29 protein-coding genes and 1 tRNA gene are annotated in these 26037 nt (G+C 57.6%); 17 read left to right on the forward strand and 13 right to left on the reverse strand.

Annotated features, from left to right (window positions below):
* Positions 1–35: 35 nt before the first annotated feature.
* Entirely contained in the window at positions 36–1151 is a 1116-nt protein-coding gene (gene tgt, locus JFT66_RS24140; RefSeq protein ID WP_198860356.1) for a tRNA guanosine(34) transglycosylase Tgt, read from the reverse strand.
* Positions 1152–1156: 5 nt separating this feature from the next.
* Entirely contained in the window at positions 1157–2206 is a 1050-nt protein-coding gene (queA, locus tag JFT66_RS24145) for a tRNA preQ1(34) S-adenosylmethionine ribosyltransferase-isomerase QueA (protein ID WP_153839144.1), read from the reverse strand.
* Between the two features lie 108 nt (positions 2207–2314).
* Here queA and JFT66_RS24150 point away from each other — a divergent pair.
* Both JFT66_RS24150 and JFT66_RS24155 read left to right on the forward strand, forming a co-directional pair.
* A tRNA-Leu gene (locus JFT66_RS24150) sits at positions 2315–2399 on the forward strand.
* Between the two features lie 83 nt (positions 2400–2482).
* Positions 2483–2812, forward strand: a complete 330-nt coding sequence (locus JFT66_RS24155) for a hypothetical protein (RefSeq protein ID WP_153839145.1) — start codon at positions 2483–2485, stop codon at positions 2810–2812.
* A gap of 7 nt (positions 2813–2819) precedes the next feature.
* Here JFT66_RS24155 and JFT66_RS24160 read toward each other — a convergent pair whose 3' ends face one another.
* The gene (locus tag JFT66_RS24160) at positions 2820–3455 is read right to left on the reverse strand and encodes a LysE family translocator (protein WP_198860327.1); all 636 of its coding nucleotides are present in this window, start codon (positions 3453–3455) and stop codon (positions 2820–2822) included.
* Between the two features lie 156 nt (positions 3456–3611).
* Here JFT66_RS24160 and JFT66_RS24165 point away from each other — a divergent pair, with 156 nt between their 5' ends.
* Positions 3612–3983, forward strand: a complete 372-nt coding sequence (locus tag JFT66_RS24165; RefSeq protein ID WP_034115905.1) for a PH domain-containing protein — start codon at positions 3612–3614, stop codon at positions 3981–3983.
* Positions 3984–4339: 356 nt separating this feature from the next.
* On the opposite strand, the gene JFT66_RS24170 is transcribed toward JFT66_RS24165, so the two are convergent.
* Positions 4340–4852 (reverse strand): type VI secretion system amidase effector protein Tae4, encoded by a 513-nt coding sequence (locus JFT66_RS24170; protein ID WP_153839146.1) that lies wholly within the window; start codon positions 4850–4852, stop codon positions 4340–4342.
* A 242-nt stretch (positions 4853–5094) separates the two neighbouring features.
* On the opposite strand from JFT66_RS24170, the gene JFT66_RS24175 reads away from it, so the two are divergent.
* Genes JFT66_RS24175 through JFT66_RS24190 form a run of 4 tightly spaced genes read left to right on the forward strand, consistent with a single transcriptional unit; the run spans position 5095 to position 7342 of the window.
* Entirely contained in the window at positions 5095–6258 is a 1164-nt protein-coding gene (locus tag JFT66_RS24175) for an S-type pyocin domain-containing protein (RefSeq protein WP_198860328.1), read from the forward strand.
* 15 nt (positions 6259–6273) lie between these two features.
* Positions 6274–6561, forward strand: coding sequence for a colicin E3-like toxin immunity protein (locus JFT66_RS24180; RefSeq protein ID WP_034115909.1), 288 nt, complete (start codon positions 6274–6276; stop codon positions 6559–6561).
* Between the two features lie 4 nt (positions 6562–6565).
* Entirely contained in the window at positions 6566–7027 is a 462-nt protein-coding gene (locus tag JFT66_RS24185; RefSeq protein ID WP_152612273.1) for a hypothetical protein, read from the forward strand.
* Positions 7028–7057: 30 nt separating this feature from the next.
* Positions 7058–7342, forward strand: coding sequence for a barstar family protein (locus JFT66_RS24190; protein WP_034115910.1), 285 nt, complete (start codon positions 7058–7060; stop codon positions 7340–7342).
* Positions 7343–7430: 88 nt separating this feature from the next.
* Here JFT66_RS24190 and JFT66_RS24195 read toward each other — a convergent pair whose 3' ends face one another.
* The gene (locus JFT66_RS24195; protein ID WP_034115911.1) at positions 7431–7805 is read right to left on the reverse strand and encodes a c-type cytochrome; all 375 of its coding nucleotides are present in this window, start codon (positions 7803–7805) and stop codon (positions 7431–7433) included.
* Positions 7806–7998: 193 nt separating this feature from the next.
* Between JFT66_RS24195 and JFT66_RS24200 the strand changes: the two genes are divergently transcribed.
* The 7 genes from JFT66_RS24200 (at position 7999) to JFT66_RS30060 (ending at position 15289) form a co-directional block, all read left to right on the forward strand.
* Positions 7999–8379 carry a response regulator gene (locus tag JFT66_RS24200; RefSeq protein ID WP_034115912.1) on the forward strand — a complete coding sequence of 127 codons (381 nt, stop codon included), beginning with the start codon at positions 7999–8001 and terminating at the stop codon, positions 8377–8379.
* Positions 8380–8574: 195 nt separating this feature from the next.
* Positions 8575–9189 carry a biliverdin-producing heme oxygenase gene (locus tag JFT66_RS24205; protein ID WP_034115913.1) on the forward strand — a complete coding sequence of 205 codons (615 nt, stop codon included), beginning with the start codon at positions 8575–8577 and terminating at the stop codon, positions 9187–9189.
* Positions 9186–11429: an ATP-binding protein gene (locus JFT66_RS24210; protein ID WP_034115914.1), complete on the forward strand. Its 2244-nt coding sequence runs from the start codon at positions 9186–9188 to the stop codon at positions 11427–11429. The genes JFT66_RS24205 and JFT66_RS24210 overlap by 4 nt, the downstream gene beginning before the upstream one ends.
* A gap of 277 nt (positions 11430–11706) precedes the next feature.
* Complete coding sequence (locus JFT66_RS24215; protein ID WP_034115915.1) at positions 11707–11916, forward strand: hypothetical protein; 210 nt, start codon at positions 11707–11709, stop codon at positions 11914–11916.
* Between the two features lie 164 nt (positions 11917–12080).
* Positions 12081–13979 (forward strand): alkaline phosphatase D family protein, encoded by a 1899-nt coding sequence (locus JFT66_RS24220; RefSeq protein WP_198860329.1) that lies wholly within the window; start codon positions 12081–12083, stop codon positions 13977–13979.
* A 137-nt stretch (positions 13980–14116) separates the two neighbouring features.
* Positions 14117–15130: a diguanylate cyclase domain-containing protein gene (locus tag JFT66_RS24225; RefSeq protein WP_034115917.1), complete on the forward strand. Its 1014-nt coding sequence runs from the start codon at positions 14117–14119 to the stop codon at positions 15128–15130.
* 33 nt (positions 15131–15163) lie between these two features.
* Positions 15164–15289 carry a hypothetical protein gene (locus JFT66_RS30060; RefSeq protein ID WP_267911023.1) on the forward strand — a complete coding sequence of 42 codons (126 nt, stop codon included), beginning with the start codon at positions 15164–15166 and terminating at the stop codon, positions 15287–15289.
* Here the strand turns inward: JFT66_RS30060 and JFT66_RS24230 are convergent.
* The gene (locus tag JFT66_RS24230; protein WP_034115918.1) at positions 15286–17301 is read right to left on the reverse strand and encodes a c-type cytochrome; all 2016 of its coding nucleotides are present in this window, start codon (positions 17299–17301) and stop codon (positions 15286–15288) included. The two genes, JFT66_RS30060 and JFT66_RS24230, sit on opposite strands and share 4 nt — an antisense overlap.
* Before the next feature lie 250 nt (positions 17302–17551).
* Here JFT66_RS24230 and JFT66_RS24235 point away from each other — a divergent pair, with 250 nt between their 5' ends.
* On the forward strand, positions 17552–18268 hold the full coding sequence (locus JFT66_RS24235) for a hypothetical protein (RefSeq protein WP_034115920.1): 717 nt from the start codon (positions 17552–17554) through the stop codon (positions 18266–18268).
* A gap of 46 nt (positions 18269–18314) precedes the next feature.
* Here JFT66_RS24235 and JFT66_RS24240 read toward each other — a convergent pair whose 3' ends face one another.
* From JFT66_RS24240 to ptaA, 3 genes are all read right to left on the reverse strand, one after another.
* Positions 18315–19514, reverse strand: coding sequence for an MFS transporter (locus JFT66_RS24240; protein ID WP_198860330.1), 1200 nt, complete (start codon positions 19512–19514; stop codon positions 18315–18317).
* Between the two features lie 175 nt (positions 19515–19689).
* Positions 19690–20397 (reverse strand): helix-turn-helix transcriptional regulator, encoded by a 708-nt coding sequence (locus JFT66_RS24245; protein WP_325167997.1) that lies wholly within the window; start codon positions 20395–20397, stop codon positions 19690–19692.
* A gap of 85 nt (positions 20398–20482) precedes the next feature.
* Positions 20483–21574, reverse strand: coding sequence for a pyoverdine biosynthesis transaminase PtaA (gene ptaA, locus JFT66_RS24250; protein ID WP_034115923.1), 1092 nt, complete (start codon positions 21572–21574; stop codon positions 20483–20485).
* A 213-nt stretch (positions 21575–21787) separates the two neighbouring features.
* On the opposite strand from ptaA, the gene JFT66_RS24255 reads away from it, so the two are divergent.
* Both JFT66_RS24255 and JFT66_RS24260 read left to right on the forward strand, forming a co-directional pair.
* Positions 21788–22393: a helix-turn-helix transcriptional regulator gene (locus JFT66_RS24255; protein WP_080752845.1), complete on the forward strand. Its 606-nt coding sequence runs from the start codon at positions 21788–21790 to the stop codon at positions 22391–22393.
* Positions 22380–23249 carry a queuosine precursor transporter gene (locus tag JFT66_RS24260; protein ID WP_034115924.1) on the forward strand — a complete coding sequence of 290 codons (870 nt, stop codon included), beginning with the start codon at positions 22380–22382 and terminating at the stop codon, positions 23247–23249. Before JFT66_RS24255 ends, JFT66_RS24260 begins: the two co-directional genes overlap by 14 nt.
* Positions 23250–23364: 115 nt before the next feature.
* Here the strand turns inward: JFT66_RS24260 and queC are convergent, their stop codons facing one another.
* The 4 genes from queC to JFT66_RS24280 form a co-directional block, all read right to left on the reverse strand.
* On the reverse strand, positions 23365–24063 hold the full coding sequence (queC, locus tag JFT66_RS24265; protein WP_198860331.1) for a 7-cyano-7-deazaguanine synthase QueC: 699 nt from the start codon (positions 24061–24063) through the stop codon (positions 23365–23367).
* Between the two features lie 104 nt (positions 24064–24167).
* On the reverse strand, positions 24168–25055 hold the full coding sequence (cyoE, locus tag JFT66_RS24270) for a heme o synthase (RefSeq protein WP_003176002.1): 888 nt from the start codon (positions 25053–25055) through the stop codon (positions 24168–24170).
* Between the two features lie 11 nt (positions 25056–25066).
* Positions 25067–25408, reverse strand: coding sequence for a cytochrome o ubiquinol oxidase subunit IV (gene cyoD / locus JFT66_RS24275; protein ID WP_034115926.1), 342 nt, complete (start codon positions 25406–25408; stop codon positions 25067–25069).
* Positions 25408–26034: a cytochrome o ubiquinol oxidase subunit III gene (locus tag JFT66_RS24280; protein ID WP_034115927.1), complete on the reverse strand. Its 627-nt coding sequence runs from the start codon at positions 26032–26034 to the stop codon at positions 25408–25410. The genes cyoD and JFT66_RS24280 overlap by 1 nt, the downstream gene beginning before the upstream one ends.
* Positions 26035–26037: the final 3 nt, after the last annotated feature.

The raw sequence follows: 26037 nt of genomic DNA on the forward strand, positions 1-26037 counted from the left end.
CCAGTTGCAAATAGTGAATCTTAGGGTCGGAAAACTCAGTCCAAGGGCGGCACAGGGAGCCCGCGCTTGGCATAGAAGGCATCGACGAAGGCGGCCAATGTACCCTGTTGAATAGCCTCGCGCAAACCAGCCATCAGGACTTGGTAGTGACGCAAATTGTGGATGGTATTCAACATGCTACCCAGCATTTCCCCACACTTGTCCAGATGGTGCAGGTACGCACGGGAGAAGTTCTGGCAGGTGTAGCAGTCACAGGTGGGATCCAGCGGCGAATCATCATGGCGATGGAACGCGTTACGGATCTTCAGCACGCCTGTATCGATGAACAGATGCCCATTGCGGGCATTACGGGTTGGCATCACGCAATCGAACATGTCCACACCGCGGCGCACACCCTCTACGAGATCTTCCGGTTTGCCAACGCCCATAAGGTAACGAGGTTTGTCAGCGGGCATCAGGCCCGGCAGGTAATCCAGCACCTTGATCATCTCGTGCTTGGGCTCGCCCACCGACAAACCGCCGATAGCCAGGCCGTCGAAGCCGATCTTGTCCAAGCCTTCCAGCGAGCGCTTGCGCAAGCTTTCATGCATGCCGCCCTGAACGATACCGAACAGCGCCGCCGTGTTGTCGCCATGAGCATTCTTCGAACGCTGGGCCCAACGCAGGGACAACTCCATGGAAATCCGCGCGACATCTTCGTCAGCCGGGTACGGCGTGCACTCGTCGAAAATCATCACGATGTCGGAGCCCAGGTCGCGCTGCACCTGCATCGACTCTTCCGGGCCCATGAACACCTTGGAACCGTCCACCGGCGAGGCAAAGGTCACGCCCTCTTCCTTGATCTTGCGCATGGCGCCCAGGCTGAACACCTGGAAACCACCGGAGTCGGTGAGGATCGGGCCTCGCCACTTCATGAAATCATGCAGGTCGCCATGCTTCTTGATCACTTCCGTGCCCGGGCGCAGCCACAGGTGGAAGGTGTTGCCGAGGATGATCTCGGCGCCGGTGGCGACGATATCCCGCGGCAGCATGCCTTTAACGGTGCCGTAAGTACCCACCGGCATGAACGCCGGGGTCTCCACGGTGCCGCGCGGAAAGGTCAGGCGACCACGACGGGCCTTGCCGTCGGTAGCCAGCAGTTCAAACGACATACGACTCATAAAGTCCCCTCTGGGCCGCGTGGCGCCGGGTTACGGGTGATAAACATCGCATCACCGTAGCTGAAAAAACGGTACTCGTTGGCGATGGCGGCTTGATAAGCGGCCATGGTTTCCGGGTAACCGGCAAATGCCGACACCAGCATCAACAGCGTGGATTCCGGCAGATGGAAGTTGGTGACCAGGCAATCGACCACATGGAATGGCCGGCCTGGGTAAATAAAGATATCCGTGTCGCCACTGAATGGCTTGAGCACGCCATCGCGCGCCGCACTCTCAAGCGACCGCACGCTGGTAGTGCCCACCGCCACGACCCGCCCGCCACGCGCCTTGCACGCAGCCACCGCGTCCACCACTTCCTGGCTGACCTCCAGCCATTCGCTGTGCATATGGTGGTCTTCAATGTTATCCACACGCACCGGCTGAAACGTGCCGGCCCCCACGTGCAGGGTCACATAGGCAGTCTCGACGCCCTTGGCGGCAATCGCATCCAACAGCGGCTGGTCGAAATGCAGCCCGGCAGTCGGCGCGGCAACGGCGCCGAGGCGCTGGGAGTACACCGTCTGATAGCGCTCGCGGTCTGAATCTTCGTCGGGGCGGTCTATATAAGGAGGCAACGGCATATGGCCGACACGCTCCAGCAGTGGCAACACTTCCTCGGCAAACTTGAGTTCGAACAAGGCATCGTGGCGCGCCACCATCTCGGCTTCGCCACCGCCATCGATCAAGATGGAAGAACCAGGCTTGGGCGACTTGCTGGAGCGCACATGAGCCAGCACGCGATGGCTGTCCAGCACCCGCTCCACCAGGATTTCCAGCTTGCCGCCGGAAGCTTTCTGGCCAAACAGCCGCGCCGGAATCACCCGGGTATTGTTGAAAACCATCAAATCGCCTGGGCGCAAATGCTCAAGCAAATCAGTGAATTGACGGTGTGCGAGGGCACCGCTCACCCCGTCCAGGGTCAGCAGTCGACTGGCGCGACGCTCGGCCAAAGGGTGGCGAGCGATCAGCGAATCAGGGAGCTCAAAAGTAAAGTCAGCAACGCGCATGATGGGGTTCGTCTAGCAGGGCCGGGAAGTCTAGCGGAAATAGTGAAAATTGACCATGAAACGTGATTGACCAACGGTAATCTCATCTCTATACTTCGCCGCCATTGAGCCCTGATGGCGGAATTGGTAGACGCGGCGGATTCAAAATCCGTTTTCGAAAGGAGTGGGAGTTCGAGTCTCCCTCGGGGCACCATCTTAAAAAAAGACCTTGAAATTCAAGGTCTTTTTTTTCGCCTGTGAAAAAGTGACCGGCATGGCAGTGGAGGTAGCGGGACCATGGAATTGACGCTTGAAGCGGTTGCACTGTTCGCCCTGAAACTGGTGCATGAAACCGAGGACGGCAGCCCGCTGCTGCGCGATGACCCGGTGATGGATGGGTATGAGCGCGAGGTATTTGGGTTGATGGTGCGCCAGGGGGATTTGGCTGGGATTCAGTTGAAGCTTGATCAGTGCCTGACGCTAGCGCTCAACGCCCTGGGCGGCGCCCATACCGTGATGGGGCGCGAGCTGCAGCGGCTTGCGCTGGACGTGCATCAAGCCGCAACACTGGAAGCACTCAATGCCCCGCTCCACGCACTCAAGGATTACCTCAAAGCCATCTTATAGCGCGGACTTATCGCCGCCCCTCCACCACCATACGCACCGCCAACCCCATCAACACCGCCCCCATCACCCATCGCTGCACCACCTGCCAACTCGGCCGGGTGACGAAGAACACTGCGATGGAACCCGCCATGCAGGCAATCACCGCGTTGACGCTCACGCTGATAAAAATCTGCGTGAAGCCCAGCACCAGGGATTGCATCAACACACTGCCATGACCGTTCGGGTCGATGAATTGGGGCAGCAACGACAAATACATCACTGCCACCTTGGGGTTGAGCAGGTTGGTGACTAAGCCCATGGTGAACAGCTTGCGTGGGCTGTCCTTGGGCAAATCCCGCACTTGGAAAGGCGACCGTCCACCCGGCCTGACCGCCTGCCAGGCCAGATACGCCAGATACAGCGCGCCGCCGAGCCGCAACGCGTCGTAGGCAAAGGGCACCGCCATCACCAACGCGGTGATCCCCAATGCTGCACAGACCATATACACCACAAACCCCAGCGCCACCCCGCCAAGGGAAATCAACCCGGCCGTTCGGCCCTGGCAGATCGAGCGGGAAATCAGATAAATCATGTTCGGCCCGGGCGTCAGCACCATGCCAAGTGAAATCAGGCCGTAGGCAAGCAAGCTGGATATATCGGGCATTGTTTCGCTCCTGGGTTTTTACTCTGCCAGCGTGAAATCCTTCGCCAACGCTGTAGTGTTACGCGCCATGCTAGGGCCTTGAAGGCCCGGGCGTTAGATACAGATCCGCGAGCAAAACGTCATACACCGGCGACACCACCGACCCAGGACAGGCACATGATCGACTTCAACAACAAAGGCTTCTTCAAGCTCAAACAAAACAACGAATACGCCGAACGCGTATCGGCCCTATTGCTGGACGGCGAGGAAGTGGTCGACGCTTACAAGGCCTTGCGCGACGGCGTGGTCTTCACCACCAAGCGCATCATCGCGGTGAACGTGCAGGGCATCACCGGCAGCAAGAAGGACTTCACCTCGCTGCCGTATAAAAATATCGTCGCGTATTCGGTGGAAACTTCCGGCACGTTTGACTTGGATTCAGAGCTGGAGATTTACTTTTCGTCGTTGGGGAAGGTGAGGTTTGAATTCACTGGGAAGACTTCGCTTGTGGAAATCTCACGGTTGATTTCCAAGCATTTGCTGGGCTGAACGGCGGATAAAAAAAGACCTTGCCGTTCCAAGGTCTTTTTTACTGCTTACACAATTCAACAGATGTCCCACATCAAAATGCGGGGGCTGAAAAAACTTACTTCACTGGTTCGCAACTGTGAAAACTCATACCCGCCCCCTCCGTAAATATCTGCGATACCAAACCGCTCCCCCCACCATCGCAAACAGCATCACAACCCCATTCCCCACCAACCATATCCCAAAATTCCGATTTTGCTCCGCGTCCCCGTCATAAAACGGCCCAAAGTACGCAGAAACTGCCATCACTATCCCGTTAAAAACCCCAACCGCCACCACAACCACCAAAACCACAAACACTACGCCCTTAAAAACCTTCATATAACCTTCCAAAACCAAACCTCCCTGGACTCGTGGTAATCCGAGAACGTCCCCTCAATCGAAAAACCCAACTGGATACGCGGATAGCTCAGCCAATCCGTCAACCGCCGCCCATTCCAAAGGTCAATGTGGTCACCACTGCGATTGCCAAACGTCTCGTTCCCTCGACGCCAAAAGTCTTTGAAAAAGATAATGCCTTGCTGACCCGCCAACACATCTTCGAAAACTTCAGGTTTTACCTTCTTTACGCGCTGCAAACCGGGGATGTTCGCGTTGCTTAAAGCCTTGGCCATCTCCTCAGCTGCCAACACATGGCCTTCACTTTTGGGATGATGCCAACAATAGCGCACACCTCTCAATCTGCTCAGGTCGGCACCCGATCTGCGCAGTGCTACGCCAAGATTTATAGCGCATTGGTCACTGAAATTCTTGGCGCCGTTGGTTCTGCAAGGCGCTGCATCTCCGAAGATTTCCGGATGGTTTTTCCACAGGGAGTTGAACGTCAGCATTTAGCGTTTCCGTCGCGTATTTTTCACGCGACCGTAGCAAACGCTTTGCAAATAAAGATGAGGTCAGATGGAAATCAGAACAGTCCTACTTACATGCAGGTTGTAACTGCCGGGTAACACACACACTCCAGAGGTCACCACCATAAGCTGACTTTTCCCACGCAGGCCCTAGAACAAAGCCGATATCAGTACCTTAATCCCCCTCGTAGCCTCACTCCCTCGCACAAGGAAGTGAGCCGATCATGTCAGAACGCTTTTATCCACCCACCGAAGCAGAGCTACTCAAACAGCGCATCCTCATCCCGCAGCCGTCACGCGTGCCGTACTCGCCATCTGTTGATTTTTTCGCGCCACCCCCTACTCCAGCTCCTACGCAAGCCAAACCTCCCGGCTGCGTTTTCATCAAGCCCTGCCAACTGCCGGACGGCATCACCCATTACTTCAACCCGGCCGGGTATGTCCCGTTGGAGCTCATCAAAGAGTACGGCCATTTAAGCCTGTTGGGCGGGCGTGAGGTGGATGGCCGAGGCGCGGTTGCCTTGCGCAAGATCAGTGGTAGCGCACTGCCCGCTGGCTTGGGGCAGTTGGCGTTACGCTCGGCGGTTTTGGAGTCGGCAGCCACTGCCGTCGGGTCCGTCGCCGGTGGCCTGTTGGCTGGGTTGGTGGCGCTGGCTTGGCCTTCGGAGCTGGGTGACAGCGCGCTTTATAGCGAGGAGCAGTTGCGCTCGATGCAGCGGGCGCGGTCGCAGATGCGTTTGCATATCGAGCAACGCGAGGACGGCACGCTCACGGGGTATGGGTTTTACACGGGTAACAATGCCGAGTGGCAGATGATTGATGTGGTGCAGTTTCAACGCCGTGGCGATCAGTTCGTGGCGGATCTGGATGAGGGTGTGGAGCTGATCTGGACGCCCGCCGTTGATCGAGGTGACACCTTAGGCATACCGGCATTGGAGGCTGCGCCGCAGGCGCCGGTGATCTGGATTTATCCGCCGACGGAGAAAGCTGCGCAGATTCTGGTGAACCCGATTTATCCGCCGCAGTATCGGGATTTTATTCTGGTGTTTCCGGTGGGGTCGGGGGTTCGGCCGCTGTATGTGGTGGTGAATGAGCCACGCAAGGGCTTGAAGAACCCGGATCATGATTACTTCCCGGCACCCAGGACCGAGGAGATAACGGGCTTTCCAGGTTTGATCCCCCAAAAGCCGTTGACACCGAGACTAGGCGGGGCTGGCTTACGCGAGCGTTGGATAGATGCAAAAAGGAGAAAACTATTTGAATGGGATTCCAAGAAAGGCGAGCTGGAAGTCTATCGAAACAGCGATTTGGAACATCTAGGCGCATTTGATCCTTATACCGCCGAGCGTCGAGGACCGGCGGACCCAAAACGTCGAATTTATAGATAAAGAGGAACTCGGAAAATGGTGATGAACGTCAGATTGCGATGGTACGAAAAGCACAGCAATGACTTGAAGGCGGATGAGTATTCAGCGGATATCGAAGATTCAGACAGTGTTTTTGAAGCGCTGGGTTTAGGCGAGGAGACTGCGATATATGCCGACGTGTTCAACGTGCGCCCTAGCTGGATAAAAATTATTCAGCCATATTTCCAGCACATGATTAAACCCAATGACTTCGACTACCAAATTTCCTTCCGCTACCAAGGCGCCTGGCCCCCACCTCCAAGGCAGCCCCAGAAGGACTCTTGATGCAATGAAACCCGTACTGCAAAAGCCTTTGCTTTATCGCTCAGTCAACACCCGAACCCACGGCGTGTGCCACGGGGGTGGCAACGCCTACAGGTACGAACGACACAGCAAAAACGAAAAGCGCGCGCTATCAACCCGAGGCTCAATGCACAGCCATCAACGACACGGTTTTGATTACACGCCGCTATTCCGGTTTCTGCTTTCCAAGGTTGGCCAGCCATGGGATCAGGTTTACAGCGAAGCCAGCGCACGCTTGGATCGTTCAGAACCGATACTGTGGATGGTTGCGCTACATGAAAAAGACATCAATGAGTATGTGAGAGTGGATGAATCGACTTATTACAGCGGTTTATTCGTCGACGAAGCGGGCCTGCTGAAAAAGGTCAATCCACAGCTAACGCCTGAGCAAATGAAGCCTTTTTGTGACTGCTGCACTCACACCTTCAACGGTGTGGTATTTGCGTAGGCTTTACCTAACTGCATCAACGGTGAATACATGACCAGACCAGCCCTCATCAAAATAGACCTGAGCAGCATCAACAACGCCGAAGAACTCCATTCCACGCTATGCAACTCACTCAATTTCCCCAATTGGTACGGCCGAAACTGGGACGCTTTCTGGGACGCCATCACCGCCTTGGTAGAAATGCCCCAAGCGCTTGAGTTCTCCGGCTGGGACGTCTTTTCAGCACGCATGCCCCACGATGCGAAGATGCTGCAGCAATGCTTGACGGAGCTTGCAAGCAAATTCCCAGAACTTGCGCCGCAGGTTCGCTATTGATGCCCCGCTCGCCTGTCCGGCTGATTGCTTATGCCGGACTCAGCTCAAATGTGGGAGCGGTGCATCAGCTGGATATCTATCCGGCAACTCACTTGGCTTGAAAGGTCTCCAGATATGCCAGGATATTCTCAATCTTCTCCTGATCACTGATGCCCCAGAAAATCATCCGCGTCCCACTCACCACCTTCTTCGGCGCTTCGATATAAGCGGCAAGCTTGTCCCGCGTCCACACCACTCCGGAATTCTTCATCGCATCCGAATACTGATAGTCCGTGGTGGTGCCGGCCGGTCGGCCGATGATGCCGTTAAGCTCCGGGCCAAAACCACCGCGAGCGCCCTCGCCGATGCTGTGGCAACCGCCACAGGTCTTGGTGAAGAGTTTGCCGCCCGCTTCAGCGTCACCGGCGGCGAAGGTCGGGCTGGTGGTGAGCGTCAGGGCGAGGGTGAACAAGGCGTACTTCATCGAGAGCTCCACTTCGGCTATTACCGATAATTATGCCTGTTTAAGCCGGCGTACCCCCAGCGGTTCAATCACGCGCATCCGATGCCCCTAACCTGTGAGTACACGACCACCCATCGCCAAAAAAACATCCAATCGAACCTCTGCGCGCCCCTCCCACTCCACCCTACTGAACCCTGATGGTGGAGTAAGGATCATGGCTCAGCCATCGATTTTGGTATTGGAAGACGACGAGATCATTCGCTCGTTATTGGTTGAGGTACTGGAGGAATTCGGGGCGCATGTGACTTCGTTTCCGTCGGCAGATGCCGGGATGATTTTCCTGGAGCGCGTTGATGAGCAGGTGGACCTGATCGTCAGCGATATCCAAATGCCCGGCCTACTGAACGGCTATGATTTAAGCCGCGTGGTGGCGCATCGTTGGCCGTCCATCCCGGTGTTGCTGACCTCAGGCAACACGGCGCTGGCTTCGCGACTGGGAGGGAACGTCAGGTTTCTACCCAAGCCTTGGAGCACCGAGCGCCTGCTTGAATGCGTACAGTCGGCGTTGAAACACCAGGGCGCACCGATGCATTGATAGCGCCGCGACATCATTCAAACCGAACTTCAACTCCGGCGACGTGGTCATTAACCAGGCAGGCAGCGATATTTCTGATCCACCGGTCAGCCTTTTCGCTTTGAGCGCTCAGCCGACGGCCATGAGTTGTGTAGAATTGTCGCCGACTTTTTCGCGTCATGCATGGCTGAGAAGCCCACAATTCGAGCTCATTGAATGCTTTCACAGGCCCATGACATTGGTGTGCCCTCATTGCTGGAAGCCTTGCGTACAGGCACAGCGTCGCTGCACGTAGCACTGGAAAAGCGCCTGCCGTTTTTCTGCGTACGCCTGGATGCCGATTGGTACCGACGCTTGCTTGAAGCGTATTACGGGTTTTACGCGCCGATAGAAGCGGCGCTTTACGGCAATGGCTTGATCCCCAATGGCTTCGACTGCGTATTGCGTGCGAAAACCCCGACACTGATCCGCGACCTCCACGCCCTCGGCTTGGATGAAAACGCTATACACGCCCTACCGCGTTGCACCCGACTCCCAACCTTTGATAGCCCCGCTGCCTGCCTGGGAGCCCTGTATGTACTGGAAGGCGCCACCCTCGGGGGCCAGGTGTTGCGCAGGGAAATGGCTACACGCCTGGCGCTAGATGGCGACAACGGCGCTTCCTTTCTCAATGTATACGGTGCCGAGACCGGTCGGCGCTGGAAAGATTTTCTCGATTACTTGGGCAGCCTATCGCTGGACATGCCCGCCAAACAGCGCGCGGTGATGGCTGCCCGCTCGACATTCAGCGGCTTTGAGCAATGGCTCGACAGCCAGGAGGTACTGCTGTGAAACCCGAAGATTTTGAAGAGCTGCTTGCCAACTGCGCCGATGAGCCCATCCGCTTTCCGGGGGCGATCCAGCCCCACGGTGTGCTGCTGACCCTGTCGGAACCGGAACTGAAGATCATCCAGGTCAGCGCCAACGTCGGCACATTGTTTGGCCACGCGCCGGAAGCTTTATTGAATCAGCCGCTGCATAAACTGGTCGGCGCCGAGCATGCCCAGGCTGTGCAAGCCATGGCTGAGGACAATACCTTTTTCGACGCGCCATCCCTGCATGTCACCTTCAAAGGTGCACCATTCGAGGGCCTGCTGCATCGCCATCAGGATGTGTTGGTGCTGGAGTTCGAGCCACGGCTAGAGGATTTCAAACCCAGGGCGCGCAATGGCCGCACCAGTGACCTGGGCAAGATGCTGCAACGCTTGCAGTCAGCCAAGACCCTGCAGGCGCTGTACGCCATCAGCGTGAATGAAATCCAGGCCATGACCGGTTATGACCGGGTACTGATCTATCGCTTCGAAGAAGAAGGCCATGGCCAGGTGATCGCCGAAGCGTCGGCACCGTTCATGGAGCTGTTCAACGGCCTGTTCTTCCCGGCGTCCGACATCCCTGAACAAGCCCGCGAGTTGTATCGCACCAACTGGCTACGCATCATCCCGAATGCTTCCTACGAACCGGTGCCGCTGCTGCCTAAATTGCGCCCGGACACCGGCCAACCCCTGGACTTGAGCTTTGCCACACTGCGCAGTGTGTCGCCGATTCACTGCCAGTACATGCAGAACATGGGCGTGTTGTCGTCGATGAGTATTTCGCTGATGAAGGGCGACAAACTCTGGGGCCTGATCAGTTGCGGCAACCGTGAGCCGCTGCTGGTGCCTAACGATTTGCGCATGGCCTGCCAGACCATCGGCCAGGTCCTGTCGCTGCAGATCAGTGCCATGGAAGCCTTGGACCTGAGCCGTCAACGCGAAGAAAAAGTCGAAGCGCTGGCGCTGCTCGACCATGCGATGAAAGCCGCTGAGGACAATGTGTTCGACGGCCTGGCCCAGCAAGGTCAGCTGTTGATGGACCTGACCCTGTCCGGCGGCGTGGCAATCATTGAAGACAAACAAATGCACCGCTACGGCAACTGCCCGGAACCGGCGCAAATCCGCGCGCTGCACAAGTGGCTGCAGGACAGCGGCCAACCGGTATTTTCCAGCCATAACCTGGCCTCGGCTTACCCGCCTGCCGCCGAGTATCAAGCCGTGGCCAGTGGTGTACTCGCCATGAGCCTGCCTAAGCCTGTGGATAACGGGGTGCTATGGTTCCGCCCGGAAGTGAAGGAGAACATCAACTGGAGCGGTGACCCGAACAAGCCGTTGAACCTGGAGACCTCCGACGCCGGCCTGCGCCTTCGCCCACGTACGTCGTTTGAAATCTGGAAAGTGGAAATGGCCGGCATTTCCACCCAGTGGAGCCATGGCGACCTGTTTGCCGCTAACGACTTGCGCCGCTCGGCGCTGGAGAACGACCTGTCCCGCCAAGTGCTGCGCGAACGACAAGCGGTGCGTGCGCGGGATGAATTGGTTGCCGTGGTTTCCCACGATCTGCGTAACCCGATGACCGTCATCTCCATGCTCTGCGGCATGATGCAAAAAGCGTTCAGTTCCGACGGCCCACACACTTCACGACGGATCTCCTCGGCTATCGACACCATGCAACAGGCCGCCGGGCGTATGAATGTACTGCTGGAGGACTTGCTCGACACCTCGAAAATCGAGGCCGGGCGCTATGTGGTCAAGCCGGTGGCGCTGGACGTCAGCCAGCTATTTGAAGAGGCGTATTCACTGCTGGTACCGCTGGCCACGGAAAAAGGTATCGACCTGTCGTTCAATGCCGAGCCTGGCCTGCAGATCAATGCCGACCCGGAGCGTTTGTTCCAGGTGCTGTCGAACCTGATCGGCAACGCGATCAAGTTCACCCCGCGCCAGGGGAACATCGGTATCAGCGCCATGAGCAACGGCGAAGAGATCGTGTTTTCGGTACGCGATTCCGGTGAAGGCATTGCGCCTGACCAGTTGCCCCATGTATTTGATCGCTATTGGACCCAGGCTGAAAACAACCCCACGGGCAGCGGGCTGGGGCTGTATATCACTCAAGGCATCGTCAAGGCGCATGGCGGCAGGATCGATGCACAGAGCCAGTTGGGTCAGGGCAGTGAGTTTCGCTTTACCGTACCGAAGGTGACGGTCGTGGCGAACAGCTGATCCATTGGCCGGCAGGGGCATCCATACGGCCCCTGCTTGTTCATAACCGATAACAGACAACAACCAAATAAACATCAACTAATACACTACTGCATTCCTTTAACCTAGCCTTAACTATTAATCAGCTGGAAAAGCCAATAAGAAACCCTTCCACTCATTACAAGCAGAAACATAGAACGCCTCGCCAAAAATACTAAACCTCACTAACTTAGACTTCGCACTGTTACAGGGAAGAACATGCCATGTAAAACCCAATTATTAATAGTGAGGCATCACCATGTTCAGTCCAATCAGTTTTAACCCCGCCCCCACCTACAGCCCTCTCCTCGATAGTCAAGCCAGCGAGCAGGTCAACTCCCGCTCGAAACGTAGTCTTGATGACATCGCCCCCGATAATTCGATCATTGATAGTGAGCACGGCGCAGACAGTGATCGTAAGCGTAATCGCGGTGGAGTGGACGGTCTCGGCGGCGGCTATCTTCTTTAAATAACCTCTCCCCTTGCATAACTAATAAAGAAGAAGCAGCACTCACTGGGCTGCTTCTTTCTTATTAACAACATGATTTTTTTGCCACCTTAACTCCGTTGACGAAACGCCAACATTCTCTGCGTTATCCTAGGCGCTCGTCTTTATCTTGAGCCGCCTGTTTTATGCCTGAACTGCAGTCACTTCCCCCCGTACTCGCCGGCCCTTTGCTGCGCCGCCTGGAACCCAAGCGTCTGGTGCTCTGGCTGGTGGCGAGCCGGGAACTGAAGCTGACAATACGGCTGCAGCCAGCCCAGGCACAGGCGCTGGATGTCCGCCTGGATGCACATTGTCAGATCGTCCCCGTCGGGCGCCATGCATTTATTCACTTGATCGATGTGCCCCTGACTGACGCCCTGCCTCTGGATGTAAACATCCACTATGACGTGCTTATTGACGGCGACGGGATAGCCCAATGGGCACCCCATCTGCTGTACCCAGGCGCCACGCTGCCCGATTTCGTCGTGCATGGACGCATCCATCAACTGGTCCACGGTTCCTGCCGCAAGCCTCACCATCGCGCTGACGACGGGTTGCTGTGCATTGATCGTCTGTTGGCGCAAGCCCCGACCGTGGCAGAACGCCCTGCCTTGCTGATGATGAGCGGCGACCAAGTCTACGCCGACGATGTCGCGGGGCCGATGCTGCGCGCGATTCATGGGCTGATCGCGCGCCTGGGCCTGTTCGACGAATACCTGGAAGGTGCCGTTGTAGTTGACAGCGCCACCCTCTACGGCCATCACGCCAGTTACTACCACCGGGCAGACCTGCTGCCCGCGCTGGACAGTAACAAGACCTTGCGCGAACGCTTTTTCGGCGGCGCGAAGAAACCAATCTTTACCAGCAGCACCGCCGACAATCACCTGGTGACCTTTGCCGAAGTGATCGCGATGTATCTGCTGGCCTGGTCGCCCACGCCGTGGACGCTGATCACTCCACAACCACCGCAACTGAGCGCGCAGGAACAGCAACGTTATGCCCGCGAGCAGGTGCAGATCGATCAATTTCGCAACGGGCTGCCTGGAGTCGCCCGGGTGTTCGCCCACCTGTCGACGCTGATGATCTTCGACGATCACGACATCACGGACGACTGGAACCTCAGCGCCCAGTGGGAAGAAACCGCCTACGGCCATCCCTTCTCCAAACGCATCATCGGCAATGCGTTGCTGGCGTATCTGCTATGCCAAGGCTGGGGCAACCAGCCGCAGGTGTTTGGTGAACTGGTGAGCCAGACCCAAGCACTTGCCAGGCAGGTACAAGACAACCATCTGGAGGCGACAACGCAGGATGAATTACTCGCCACGCTGCTGAAATTCCAGCACTGGCATTATGTATTGCCTACCACCCCCGCCCTGGTGGTTCTCGACACCCGTACCCGGCGCTGGCGCAGCGAGTTCACCCTCAAACAACCCTCAGGCCTGCTGGACTGGGAAGCCTTGAGCGAACTGCAACACGAGCTGCTCGACCACCCGTCGGCCATCATCGTCTCGCCCGCACCGATTTTTGGCGTGAAGTTGATCGAGACAGTGCAAAAAGTCTTCAGCTGGTGCGGCTTCCCCCTACTGGTCGACGCCGAAAACTGGATGGCTCATCGCGGCAGCGCCCAAGTGATCCTGAATATCTTCCGCCACTCGCGCACGCCGGGTAACTACGTGATCCTCTCCGGCGACGTGCATTACTCGTTCGTCTACCAGGTACTGATCCGCCATCGCAACGGCGGCCCCAGGATCTGGCAAATCACCAGCAGCGGCATCAAGAACGAGTTCCCGCCGCGCCTGCTGGAGTGGTTCGATCGCCTCAACCGCTGGCTCTATTCCCCGCGCTCGCCGCTCAACTGGTTTACCCGTCGTCGCCCCATGCAAGTAGTGCCCTATATTCCAGAACATGCCGAGGCGGGTGAACGGCTGTGGAATTCGGCGGGGATCGGCCAGGTGTTTTTCAATGAGCAGGGCCAACCGGAGGCGATTTACCAGCACAACGCAAATGGCAAGCCGCGGACAAAGATGCTGGCGCCCGATAAATAGCCTATTGCCACTATTCTAAAGCAGCACACCTGCCCTATTCAAAGCACGCGAGCCGCGTTGTACAGTAGCGCCAGCCACGGAGTATCGGCGTCAACAACGACTGGCCATAGAAGCCAGCACTCGCAGGAAGCGCGCTGATGGACGATACATCGGGCAACGAACCACTCCGCAATGACTTTTCCGACCTCAACGCCGACCTGTTGCACGCCATCATGGAACTGGTCAGTGACGGGATCTGGGACTGGAACGCCAATACCGGTTACGTCTACCGTAATCCCGGCTGGTACGAGATGCTCGGTTACACCCGCCACTCCCTGGAAAACAGCGTGTTCACCTGGGAGAACGTGATCCACCCCGAGGACTATCAACACGTGATGGCGCTGTTTGATGACTACATCTGCCAGCGCTCGCCCTATTATCGGGCCGAGTACCGCTGCCGAAAAGAAGACGGCACCTACCTCTGGATCGAAGACCGCGGTTATGTCATTGCCCGTAACCCTGATAATTCCGTGGCGCGCATGGTGGGCGCACACCGCAATATTCATACGCGCAAATGCTCCTTCGAACAGTTACAACGGCGTAACCAGTCCCTTGAGGCCCTGGTTGCGGAACGGACCCTTGAGTTGTCGCGGGTCAATCAACAGTTGCAATTGCAGCTGGACGAAAACCGTTCCCTTGCCGAGAGAGACGCCCTGACGCGCATCGCCAATCGTTATCGCCTGGAGAAGGTGTTGCTGGAGGAGTGCGACCGCGCCGAACGCTTCCGCCTGCCCCTGGCCCTGGTGGCTATGGATATCGATGATTTCAAACCGATCAATGACCGACACGGCCACGGCATCGGCGACCAGACGCTGATACGCGTGGTGGAAAGCCTGGAAGCCTGCGTGCGCACCAGTGACCTGCTTGCGCGCTGGGGTGGTGATGAGTTCATGGTGGTGCTACCCAAAAGCACCTTGGGGACGGCGAAAGAACTGGCCGAACGGATTCGCCAAAAAATCAAGGAAGCGCCCGCGCCAGGCGACTTCACCATTACCCTGAGCCTGGGTGTGGTGGAGCGGCGCATGGGTGAGTCCCCTGCTGCCCTGATGGCGCGGGCCGATGAAGCGTTGTATCGGTCCAAGGCGGCGGGAAAGGATTTTGTGTCGGAATAGGTAGGGCTCTACAAATAACAAGGGCAGAGCTCCTTGCGATTTGAAATTGAATTGGCCCATGCCGATGGCACGCCTGCCGCCAAACAACTGACCATTGAACCTGCGGTGTGGGAGCAAGGCCTGGATATTCTCCAGGCCTGCCTCACACAGCTGGACTAGTAGCGCGCATCCGCCGGTTTGCCACCGTTGGGCCAGTCTTTGATCTTGTCCGGGAAATCCGGGCGAGGTTGCTGGGAGAAATACGCTGCCACGTCCACCGCTTCCTGGTCCGAAAGCCCGCCCTGCCCCAGCGGAAATTGCTCGTGGAAGCCAATTGGCATATTGCGTTTGACGAACGCCGCCGCCGTGTACGTACGGGCCATGCCCGCGCCGACGTTGAACGATTGTTCGCCCCACAGTGGCGGGTAAACCAGCTCGCCGCTGGCTCCTGCCAGGCCCTGGCCATTGTCGCCATGGCACACCGCGCATTGCTTGGCATACACCTGCTTGCCGTTGTCCAGGTCCGGCTTGATCGCAGGATCGACCTTACCCACGCCGCGCCCGGCGACTTTGTCTTCTGGACGCGTGTTGTTTTTCATCCAGTCAAAGTAGGCCACCATCGCCTGCATGTCGGCGGATTGCGGCGGCAATGGCGTGCCGTTCATCGAGCGACGGAAACAGCCGTTGATGCGTTCTTCCAGGGTCACCACCTTGCCGGCACGTGGCGCGTAACTGGGGAAGAATGCCGATACGCCCACAAACGGCGAACCGTCTGCCACGGTACCGGCGTTGAGATGACAACTGGTGCAGTTCAGCGCGTTACCGACATTGTCAGGCAATAGCGCCTTGGTTTGCAGGTGCAGGCGCATCCCGCGTACCACTTGGTCGGCGTTGGGCGCGGCGAGCAGGTCGGCCAGGCGCGGGGTTTCAAAGGCTGACGAATCCGTGGTGACCGGGTTGAGTTGGTCACGCAGTTTCTTCACTTGGGCGGCGCTGATCGGCGTACCCTCATTGCCCCAGCGGGTGCGTACGAAGCTAAGGATCTCGGCGATTTCCTGATCCGCCAGGCGGGCGAAGCCGGGCATGGTGTAGACCCGTGGGTGGGTTGCGGTTTGTGCAGTCTCCCAGCCGGTGAGTGTGATGTGCAGCAACGACGTCGGGTTGCTGGAGGCAATGCTCGGGTTACCCGCCAGGGGCGGGAACAGGCCTTTGACCCCGCCGCCATCGCTGCGGTGGCAGTCGCTGCAAAACTGCATATAGCCCAGGCCGCCACGACTGGTGAACAGGTCGGCAGGTGGCGCGGCGGGTGCAAGGGCCGCAGACGGCATCGGCAGATCGTCTTTACCGGGTGGCAGGGCTTTCAGGTAGCTGGCGATGGCCGTCAGGTCGTCGTCACTGAAATGCTGGGTGCTGTGGTGAATCACATCGGCCATATTGCCGGCCACCATGGCGAAGCGGTTCTGCCCGGTCTTGAGCAATTGCACAGTATCCTCAACCGTCCATAAGTTGCGCAGGCTCAAGGCGCGCCAGTGCTCGACGGTTTCTCCGGCCAGGTAATGCTTGCCGCTGTGGCCCTCATCGCTCATGGCTTTTTCCTGAAAGGCGATACCCCGCGGGGTATGGCAAGAGCCGCAGTGGCCCAGGCCCTGGACCAGGTACGCACCACGGTTAAGTATCTCGTTACGCTCCGGGTCCGCCTGGAACGGACGTTTGTCGAGAAAGGCAAAATTCCACAGCGCCAGGCCCCAGCGTTGATTGAACGGAAAGCCCATGTCCGCGTCCAGGTTGGCTTGCTGCACGGGCTCCACACCTTGCATCAGGTAGGCGTACAAGGCACGCATGTCCTCCGCGCTCATCTTGGCGTAGGACGGATACGGCATCGCCGGGTACAGGTTCATTCCCGCAGGCGTCACGCCTTCACGCATCACCCGGTCGAACTGTTCGAAGGTGTAGGCGCCGATGCCGGTGCCCCGGTCGGGCGTGATATTGCTCGAATAGATCGTGCCCATTGGCGTGCTCAGTTCCAGGCCACCGGCCATGACTTTGCCTTGCTTGGCAGTGTGGCAGGCAATGCAGTCGCCGAGTTGGGCGACGTATTTGCCATGTTCGATATCAGTTGGAGTGGCGTGCAGGGGTAGCGCCAGACAAAGCGTCGCCCCCAGCGAGGCCAGGCGGGACAAGCGAAGAATCATCGCAGCATTCCTTTAATAACCTGGCCTGGAGCGGTCTCCTCGGCGCAGGTCTGCAATTGTTTTTATGCGTCATCAGGCAGATAACGAGGGCACGGTCGTCCCCAGCTTTGTTGTAGCCGAATTGGCGGAGGCTCTCGTTGATATGGATCAGCACAGCCCGTGGGCAGAGTGCCGCCTTGACCTGATCTACCTGCCCGCTGAAAATGCCCGACGTTTTTTGTCTCCCCCGTTTACTACGCAGTGAAATTTAATGCCTGATTCCTACACCGCAGAATCCGCCGAAGAATCCGTAGTCGCCTTGCAATCCAAAGCCGAATACGAAAACGCCATCAATCTTTCACAGCATGTGCCAGCGGCCAAGATCATCAGCGAGATGGTGCTGGATGCGTTTCACACGTCTAAGGAAAGCGACCAGATCCGCGAGTTGCGCATTGCCATCCGCCAGGCCCACGACGCGTTCGACGATGACAAAGCCTATGACCTGATGGGCCAGCTCAAGCAATTGAAGGACGCCGAAGCCGCCGATAATGCCGCCCTGGAAAACCTGAGCAGCCAGTTCTCGATCAGCCGCATCCTGTCCAGCTTCAAGGACGACCCCGAGTTCCAGGAACTGGTGTACGGCCTGGCCCTCAAGGTGTTGAACCAGTCGCACCAGGCCATCAGCAACCCAAGCGCCGGCAAGGGCAAGGCTGCGCGCGCCAAGAAAGAAGCCGAAGTGTTTGTGATCAGCAAGGATGGCATCAGCGTCACCCTGCCGCTGCGCACGCCGCGCTCCAAACTCAATGTGGACCGCGAAGCGCTGGAGTTCCTGGGCTTTACCTTTGTGGGTGAAGGCAGCGAGGCGGAGTTGGAGAGTGAAACCTTCGTCGACAACAGCGGCGTGGAACAGCCGGTCACGCGCAAGAGCATCGTGACCGCACTGCAACAGCAAAGCGCCTTCGACGGTTACGCCATCGCCGCCCAGTAAATCGCAAGCAATATGGCGTGCGCGCAATGCGTGCGCCTGTTGCCCGCTACGCCTGCTCGTTCCACAACAGCGCCGAGCGTTTCATCACGCCCACGGCGATCGCGAACAGCAACAACACACACCCTGCCAGCAACCAGGGCGATGGCAGGGCTGGCCGCGACACCAACATGAACGCCAACGAGGGCGCGACCATCACACCGATGTTGACGCCCGCCGAGTAATAGCCAAGGTTTCGGGCCACGCTATCGCGGCTGGAAATGCTGCTGACGTAGTGGGTGATACCGGGGAACACGATCATCTCGCCCAGGCTCCACAGCACGGTAGCCAACAGCAACAGTGCGCCGATCTGGCCAAAGCCCATCAGGAAGAAACCGCTGCCTGCCAGCAAGAAGCCGACGATCAGCGAGCGACTGCTCGACAGGTGCGCCATGCGCAGGTTGATCGGCACCTCAAACACAATCACCAGCAGGGCATTGATGAAGAAGATGATGCCGACGTAATAGGCCGGTAGCTCGGTGTAGTTGATGATGTACGCCGACAGAAAGGTCGGCGGCAATGCATAGGCCACATGCACCGGCAGCGCCGCCAGCAGGATTACCAGCAGTCGCGAACGCTCATGGGGAGCCTGCTCGGGCAAGCCCTCGTCTTTACCGGCGACAGCCGCGCCAGGGGTTACCGGTAGCGAACGTGCGAACCGCAGGCAAGTGGCGAAGGCCAGCAGGGACAACAGCGCGTTGATATAGAACACCGCGTCGGCATTGCGCAGGAATATCAAGCTGCCCAGCAACGGCCCGATGGCCATGCCGATATTGATCGCCAGGCGGTTGCAGGAAAATGCCACTTTGCGCGTTTCAAGGCTGCTGTGGGCAACCGTCTCAGAAAACGTCGCAGGTGTGAAGGCTTCGTAACAGGCGCCCCAGAGAAACGACAACAGCAAGAGTACTGGCGTGTTGTCGACCGAGGGGATGACCAGCAGCAACGCAGCATTGAGCAGCAATGAACCGAGAATGACCCGGTTAGCCGAAAAGCGCTTGATCACGCCCCCGATGATCAGGTCGGTGCACAGGGCGCCCGCGCCATACACCCCGACCAACAGGCCGGCAGTACCTGGCGCTATGGCATGTTGATGAATCAGGTAGGCCGCGTAAAAAGGAAACGCCAGGGTGCCCGTGCGGAACACCAGGGTGATCATGAACAAGGCTTGCAACCGAGCGTTGAGGCCGCGCAAGGCATGAAGAGTGCCCATCAGTGCGACACGCGGGTACAGGTTGGGAGCAAGGCTACAGAGCGATTCATCAGGCTATCCCTTCGCAATGGCGACGCCGGTGTATCCGACGTCGAACTCAATAGCTGGGGAACGTAATGCAGCACCCGGCGGCGAACAAGCTACCCATTTGGACAGGTAGGCAGTGACTGCGACGTTATGCCGGGAGCCGGATATAGCCCAGTTGCAGGGCCTTGCGGATCGCCGACTTGCCGTTGGTGACCTGCAATTTGCCGAAGACATTCTTCATATGAAACTTGACCGTGTGGGAGGTCATTGCGGTCAGGAGCGCCACTTCTTTATAGGTCTTGCCCACGCTGACCCAGGACAGGACTTCGGTTTCCCGCGGCGTCAGCACCGTGTTCGGGTGGATGGGCACCGCGTGATTTTCCAGGGACTCGTCGTATAGCGAGACCAGCAACATCTGCAGTTCGCTTTGATGGGCCAGCACCGTCTCGCGAAACTGCGCCTCCTCACCGAAGCTGCACAGGTTGAGAACCGAGTAGAACCCGTGGTTGCCATGCACGATAAAACTGGCGCCTTCGCCAACCGGCTTATAGGGGCCCGGCACCGGCACGCTCTCAGCGTCCACCGCCAACAGTTGCTCATCGCTCCAGAAAAACGGTTTGATCCGTTTGCGCGTCAGTGAAACCAGCTCGCCACGCCGGTAGAAATCGTCGGCCGTGTCGGAGGGTTCCATGGCCTCGGGGTAATTGGAAACAATCTGCGCCTGGTCCAGCGTCGGGCCGCACTGGTAGACCTCGAAGTGCCCCAGGCCACGGCGGCTCAGCTCGGCATCGAGCAAGCGCCGCATGTCGTCGGGCAGCATGGGCGCGGTTTTATCGCAATGGTCATTACGTCGCACGGCTATCGTCCTTGATCGTTCAACCTGCACGAGAATGAAGCATGCCCGGCAGGCCTGTCCAGACGGCGAGTGAAAGACCCGGTACTCAGGCGTGCGTTACCTGCGCTGCGAAGACCTGACGAAAGCGCTCCATTTCCTGCTGGTTGCCCACTGTCACCCGCACCCATTGCGGCCAGTTCTGCCACACCCGTCCGACCAGCACATTCTGTGCAGCCAGCCGCTCAACCACCTGCTTTGCCGGTTGCTTCACGTCGATCATGAAGCAGTTGCTCTGAGACGCCGTGCAGGTAAAGCCTTGCTCGCGCAGCCAAGTGATCGTTTCGTCCCGCAACCTGGCATTGAGCGCCTTGCGCTGTGCCAGTAGCGGCGCGTCTTCCAGGCTGGCACGGGCGCCCAGCAAGCTTGGCCCCGCCGGTACATTCTCGCCGCCAAATACAGCCAGCCGTTCCAGCAACGCGGGATGGCCGATTGCCAAGCCCAAGCGCGCGCCAGCCATGCCGTAGATTTTCGAAAAAGTACGCAGCACCAGCAGGTCGTCGTGATCCTTGATCCACCCCACGCAACTGGGGGCGTCGCAGAAGTCGATATAAGCCTCGTCCACGACTAGCACGCTGCCCTTGGGCTTGTTCGCCAGGGCCAGGCGGATAGCCTCGGTCGGGGTCAGGGTGCCGGTCGGGTTATTGGGGTTGCACAGGTACAGCAGGCCGGCCTGTGGATCCGCCGCGAGCATGGCCGGCACATCATGGGCATGGCGCATGTCGAGGTTCACTTCACGCACCGGCGCCTTGTTCGACTCGGCGGCCTGGCGCGGGACTTCGTAGGACGGGGTCGCCATCACCAAGCCGCGTGTTTGGCTGGTGAAGGCCAGCACCGCATAACGCAGGGCTGCCATCGAGCCGGCAAACACCCCTACGTTTTCTTCGGCAATGCCCTGTTGCTGGGCGAACAGCGCCGCCAGTGCGTACATATCCGGGTAGGGATAACGCCCGGACGCTGCAATCGCGCGCTGCATCGCCTCGCGGGCCGCGGCTGAAGGGCCGTAGGGGCTTTCGTTGTAATTGAGCAGCACCTTGTCAGATTGGGTCGGCGGCGGGCTGGCGAGCGCCCAACTCATCTGCCCCATTACGGGCAAGGCCGCCCCCAGGGCAAGAAGGGATCGACGGCTGACACTGACCATGGTGACTACTCCTTGTAGAGGCGCGAGGCATTTGTACGGGTCGTACAGAATAGAATGACGAGCCAGCGCTTGCCGGATTTAACCAACTGGTCGTCTCCCTGCACTCAGCGCTTTATTGTTATGACGGGCACATGCAACACTTCCAATGTGTGAACCTGGAAGGTCTTGGTTCCGCCGAAAATGGACTAATGACTAAATGGAAGTGGTGAGCACTTGATACACAGACGTGAAAAAACCGAGCACTTGAAGAGCAACATCAAGTACTTGATCAAGAGCCGTGGCGAAACCCAGCTTTCGTTGAGCAGTGCCGCCGGCCTGACCAGGACGACCATCTACAACATCCTGGGAGGAAAGGTCGCCAACGTACAACAGTCGACCATTCGCAAGATCTCGGACTTCTTCGGCGTCTCCTACGAAGAAATCGAGACCATCAACTTTGAGGCCAGGGAAGTCATCGAGAACAATGTTTCCCCGCTGGGCAACAAGAACCCCGCAGCGGTTCCGGTGCTCAAGGAAAGCCTGCTCATGCAGAACCTGGGCAAGCGCATCGGCGAACTGGCCACGCTCTATCCACTGACGTTTTACTTCGGCAATTCCTGCAACTTGATTGGCGTGCGCCTGGAGCACGCGATTCCCGGCCTAAATGAGCCGGGGGACTTGCTGATCGTGCAAAAAGGCTCTTCGAGCGACGATAAAGAAAAGCTGGTGTACGACCGCGCCACCAAAAAACTGTTCATCACCCTTGAGCCCTGTGCGAACTCAGACCGCTTGTGTGTCATCGGCGACATTCTTGAGGAGCGCTTCAATGACCACGTCTGAAGGGCCCGTTGAAAACAGTAAATACAAGTTGCTGGGCTTTGAAAATGACAAGCGCCTGGCGGTGATCATGGTGATCGCCACGGGCAAGGTCATCAAGATCAAACTGAGTGAAGTGCTCAACAGCGAAATAATGGACAATTTCAATAAAATGGAAGTCAAGAACGTCTACAAGAAGTTTTATTCGCAGGGTGGCACGCTCACCGCCTATGACATAAACGACCGCAATGAAAACTCCTGGATGATCTACATCATCCTGAACTTGCTGTTGTTCACGTTCTATATCTTCACCAGCATTGCTGCGACCAAGCCGATTTACCTGGAGTCCATGGGCATCATCGTGACGCCGGGCACGTTCCTGTACCCGCTGACCTTTCTGATCGTGGACTTGTTGAACGAAAACTTCGGTTTGCGCCTGGCGCGGCGGGCCATTCTGTTTGCGTTTGCCAGTAACGCGATGATCATCGTCCTGCTGTATGGCTCGACCTTCCTGCCGGGGCTACCGGGCTGGAAACTCGACGGGCCGTATACCGACGTGATCCTGCAAGTGTCGTCGGTGCTGGTGGCCTCTTCGGTGTCGTTCCTGGTTTCGGAGAATATAAACTCCTACCTGCTGTGCAAGATCAAGGAACTGACCAACTCCAAATACCTGTACCTGCGGATTTTCCTCAGTACATTCTTTGCGGTCATTATCGACAGCTTCCTGTTTTGCTTTATTGCCTTCTACGGCGCCATGCAGACCAGCGACATCCTGAGCATGATCTATGTGCAGATCGCGATCAAAGTCGGCTTTGCGTTCTTCAATATCCTGCCTGCCTACGGGGCACGCTCGTTGTTCAAGCGTTACCTGGCGACTTGAACCCATTGCCGTGTAGGAGCGAGCTTGCTCGCGAAAAACGTCAACGATAACGCAGCGCTCCTGGTTGAACGCGGCGCTCTCGGGATTTTCGCGAGCAAGCTCGCTCCTACAAGAGTTATTTCAACTGCAACTTGTGCTTCAGGCTTTGCATGACATCCGCCTTGTTCTGCAGGTATTCATTCAAGCCCCGCGCACGCAGGTTGCACGCGTCGCAATTGCCGCAACCTGTGCCGATGATGCCGTTGTAGCAGGTCAGCGTCTGCTCGCGCACCAGCTCCAGTTGGTTGTGGTAATCCGCCAGTGCCCAGGTTTCGGCTTTGTTCAGCCACATCAACGGAGTGTCCAGGCGCAGCTTGTATTCCATGCCCAGTTCAAGGGCCTTGTTCAGCGCTTTGACAAACTCGTCCCGGCAATCGGGGTAGCCCGAGAAGTCGGTTTCGCACACGCCGGTAATGACGGCCTCGGCTTTCACCTGATAGGCGTAGATCGACGCCAGGGTCAGGAACAGGATATTGCGCCCCGGCACAAAGGTACTCGGCAGGCTTTCGCCTGAGCTGCTTACGGTCGGCACGGGAATGTTGTCACGGGTGAGGCTGCTGATGGCCAGCTCATTGAGCAGGGACACATCCATCACTTTGTGCACCGTGGCCCCCAGTTGCTTGGCGAGCTTCTGGGCCACTTCGATTTCTGCCACATGGCGCTGGCCATAATCAAACGTGATGCAGTGCACTTCGTCATACAGCGGCAGTGCCTGGATCAGGCAGGTCGTCGAATCCTGCCCGCCACTGAACACCATAACGGCTTTTTTACTCATTGCTTTGCTTCCTGCATTCATAGAATTGGGGAATAGTTTAAAGGGCATGCCATAAAAAACCCCGCGCTTCTTGCGAAGGCGGGGCTTTTTACTGCTCATACGACTCAGTGGGCGTAGGTCAGCAACAGCTCTTTCGGCACTTGGAAATCCAGGGACATCATCACGCTGAGCGCGGTGATGGTGAAGATCGAGAACACGAACAGCTTGCGCGCCCAGACGGTGTCATCCACCGCCTTGTAGCCGGTCCAGGCCATGTACAACCAGTACATGCCCATGGCGGCGGCCACGGCGAGGTAGCTCATGCCGGCGTAGCCACTGAAGGTCAACATCAAGGTCGCCACGAGGAAGGCCAGGATGTAGAGCAGGATGTGTTTCTTGGCCACCTGGATGCCACGCTTGACCGGCAATACCGGAATCGACGCAGCCAGGTAGTCATTGAAGCGGAAAATCGCGATGGCGTAGGAATGCGGCATCTGCCACAGGCTGAACATCACCAGCAGCACCAGCGCGGCCATGTCGAAGCTATTGGTTACAGCCACATAACCAATCACCGGCGGCATCGCCCCCGACAGACTGCCCACCAGCGTGCCGTGCACCGACTTGCGCTTGAGGTATAGGCTGTAGAGGCCGACGTAGATGACAAAACCGATCACGGCAAACAACGCCGCCAACGGGTTGGCCACCTTGTACAACAGCACCACACCGGCAACACCCAGGACGGTCGCAAAGATCAGTGCCAGTTTCAGGGAGATAAGCCCCTGGACCAGCACACGATTCTTGGTGCGTTCCATCTTGATATCGATGTCACGGTCGATGCAGTTGTTGAACACGCAACCGGAAGCAACCACCAGGGACGTACCGATCATTGCAGCCAGGAAGATGGCCAGATCGACATGTCCCTTGGAGGCCAGGAAGAAACCGCCCGCCACAGAAAGCACGTTACCGAAAATGATCCCCGGTTTGGTGATTTGGATAAAGTGCTTAAGCGACATCGGGTCTTACCTCACTTCGCCATCATGAACGTATGGATGCTGAACATGATCCATATCGACAGGCCAACCAGCAGCAGGATTACTAAGCCTGCGAACACGAACGCAATCACGTTTTCGCGCTGCTCTTTGGAACGATCCAGGTGCAGGAAGTACACCAGGTGAACCAGCACCTGAATCACCGCGAACGCCAGGACAATCATCAAGGTGATCGACTTCGGCAGGGTCGGGTACATCACCAGACCGAACGGGATGAGCGTCAGGATTACCGACAGGATGAAGCCGATAGCGTAAGACTTAACGCTGCCGTGGCTCGCATCATGGCTGTCATGGTCATGGGAGTGTGCATTAGCCATTACAGAGTCCCCATCAGGTAAACAACGGTGAAGACGCAGATCCAGACCACGTCCAGGAAGTGCCAGAACAGGCTCAGGCAAGTCAGGCGAGTCTTGTTGGTGTTGGTCAGGCCGTGTTTATTGACCTGATACATCATCACCGCCATCCACAGCAGGCCGGCAGTTACGTGCAGACCGTGAGTGCCGACCAGCGTGAAGAACGCCGACAGGAAACCGGAACGGTGCGGGCCGTAGCCTTCGGAGATCAGCAGGTGGAACTCGTTGACCTCCATGCCGATGAAGCCCAGGCCGAGCAGGAAGGTCAGGCCCAGCCAGGTCAGCACGCCTTTTTTGTTGCCCTTGTAGAAGGCCAACATGGCGAAGCCGTAGGTGATCGAACTGAACAACAGCAAGGCGGTTTCGCCGAGCACGTAAGGCAGTTCGAAGATGTCGTGGCCCGACGGGCCACCCGCTACGTTGTTTACCAGTACCGCGTACACCGCAAAGATCGACGCAAACAAGATGCAGTCGGTCATCAGGTAGAGCCAGAAACCGAAGACGGTTATTGGCCCCGAGTCGTGGTGATGGTCATCGTGCCCATGGTCATCGACATGGGCGTGTCCAGCATTGGTCACTAAGTTCGACATGGT

This window comes from Pseudomonas sp. MF6755 (assembly GCF_016405635.1).
Taxonomy (GTDB): Bacteria; Pseudomonadota; Gammaproteobacteria; order Pseudomonadales; family Pseudomonadaceae; genus Aquipseudomonas; species Aquipseudomonas haemolytica.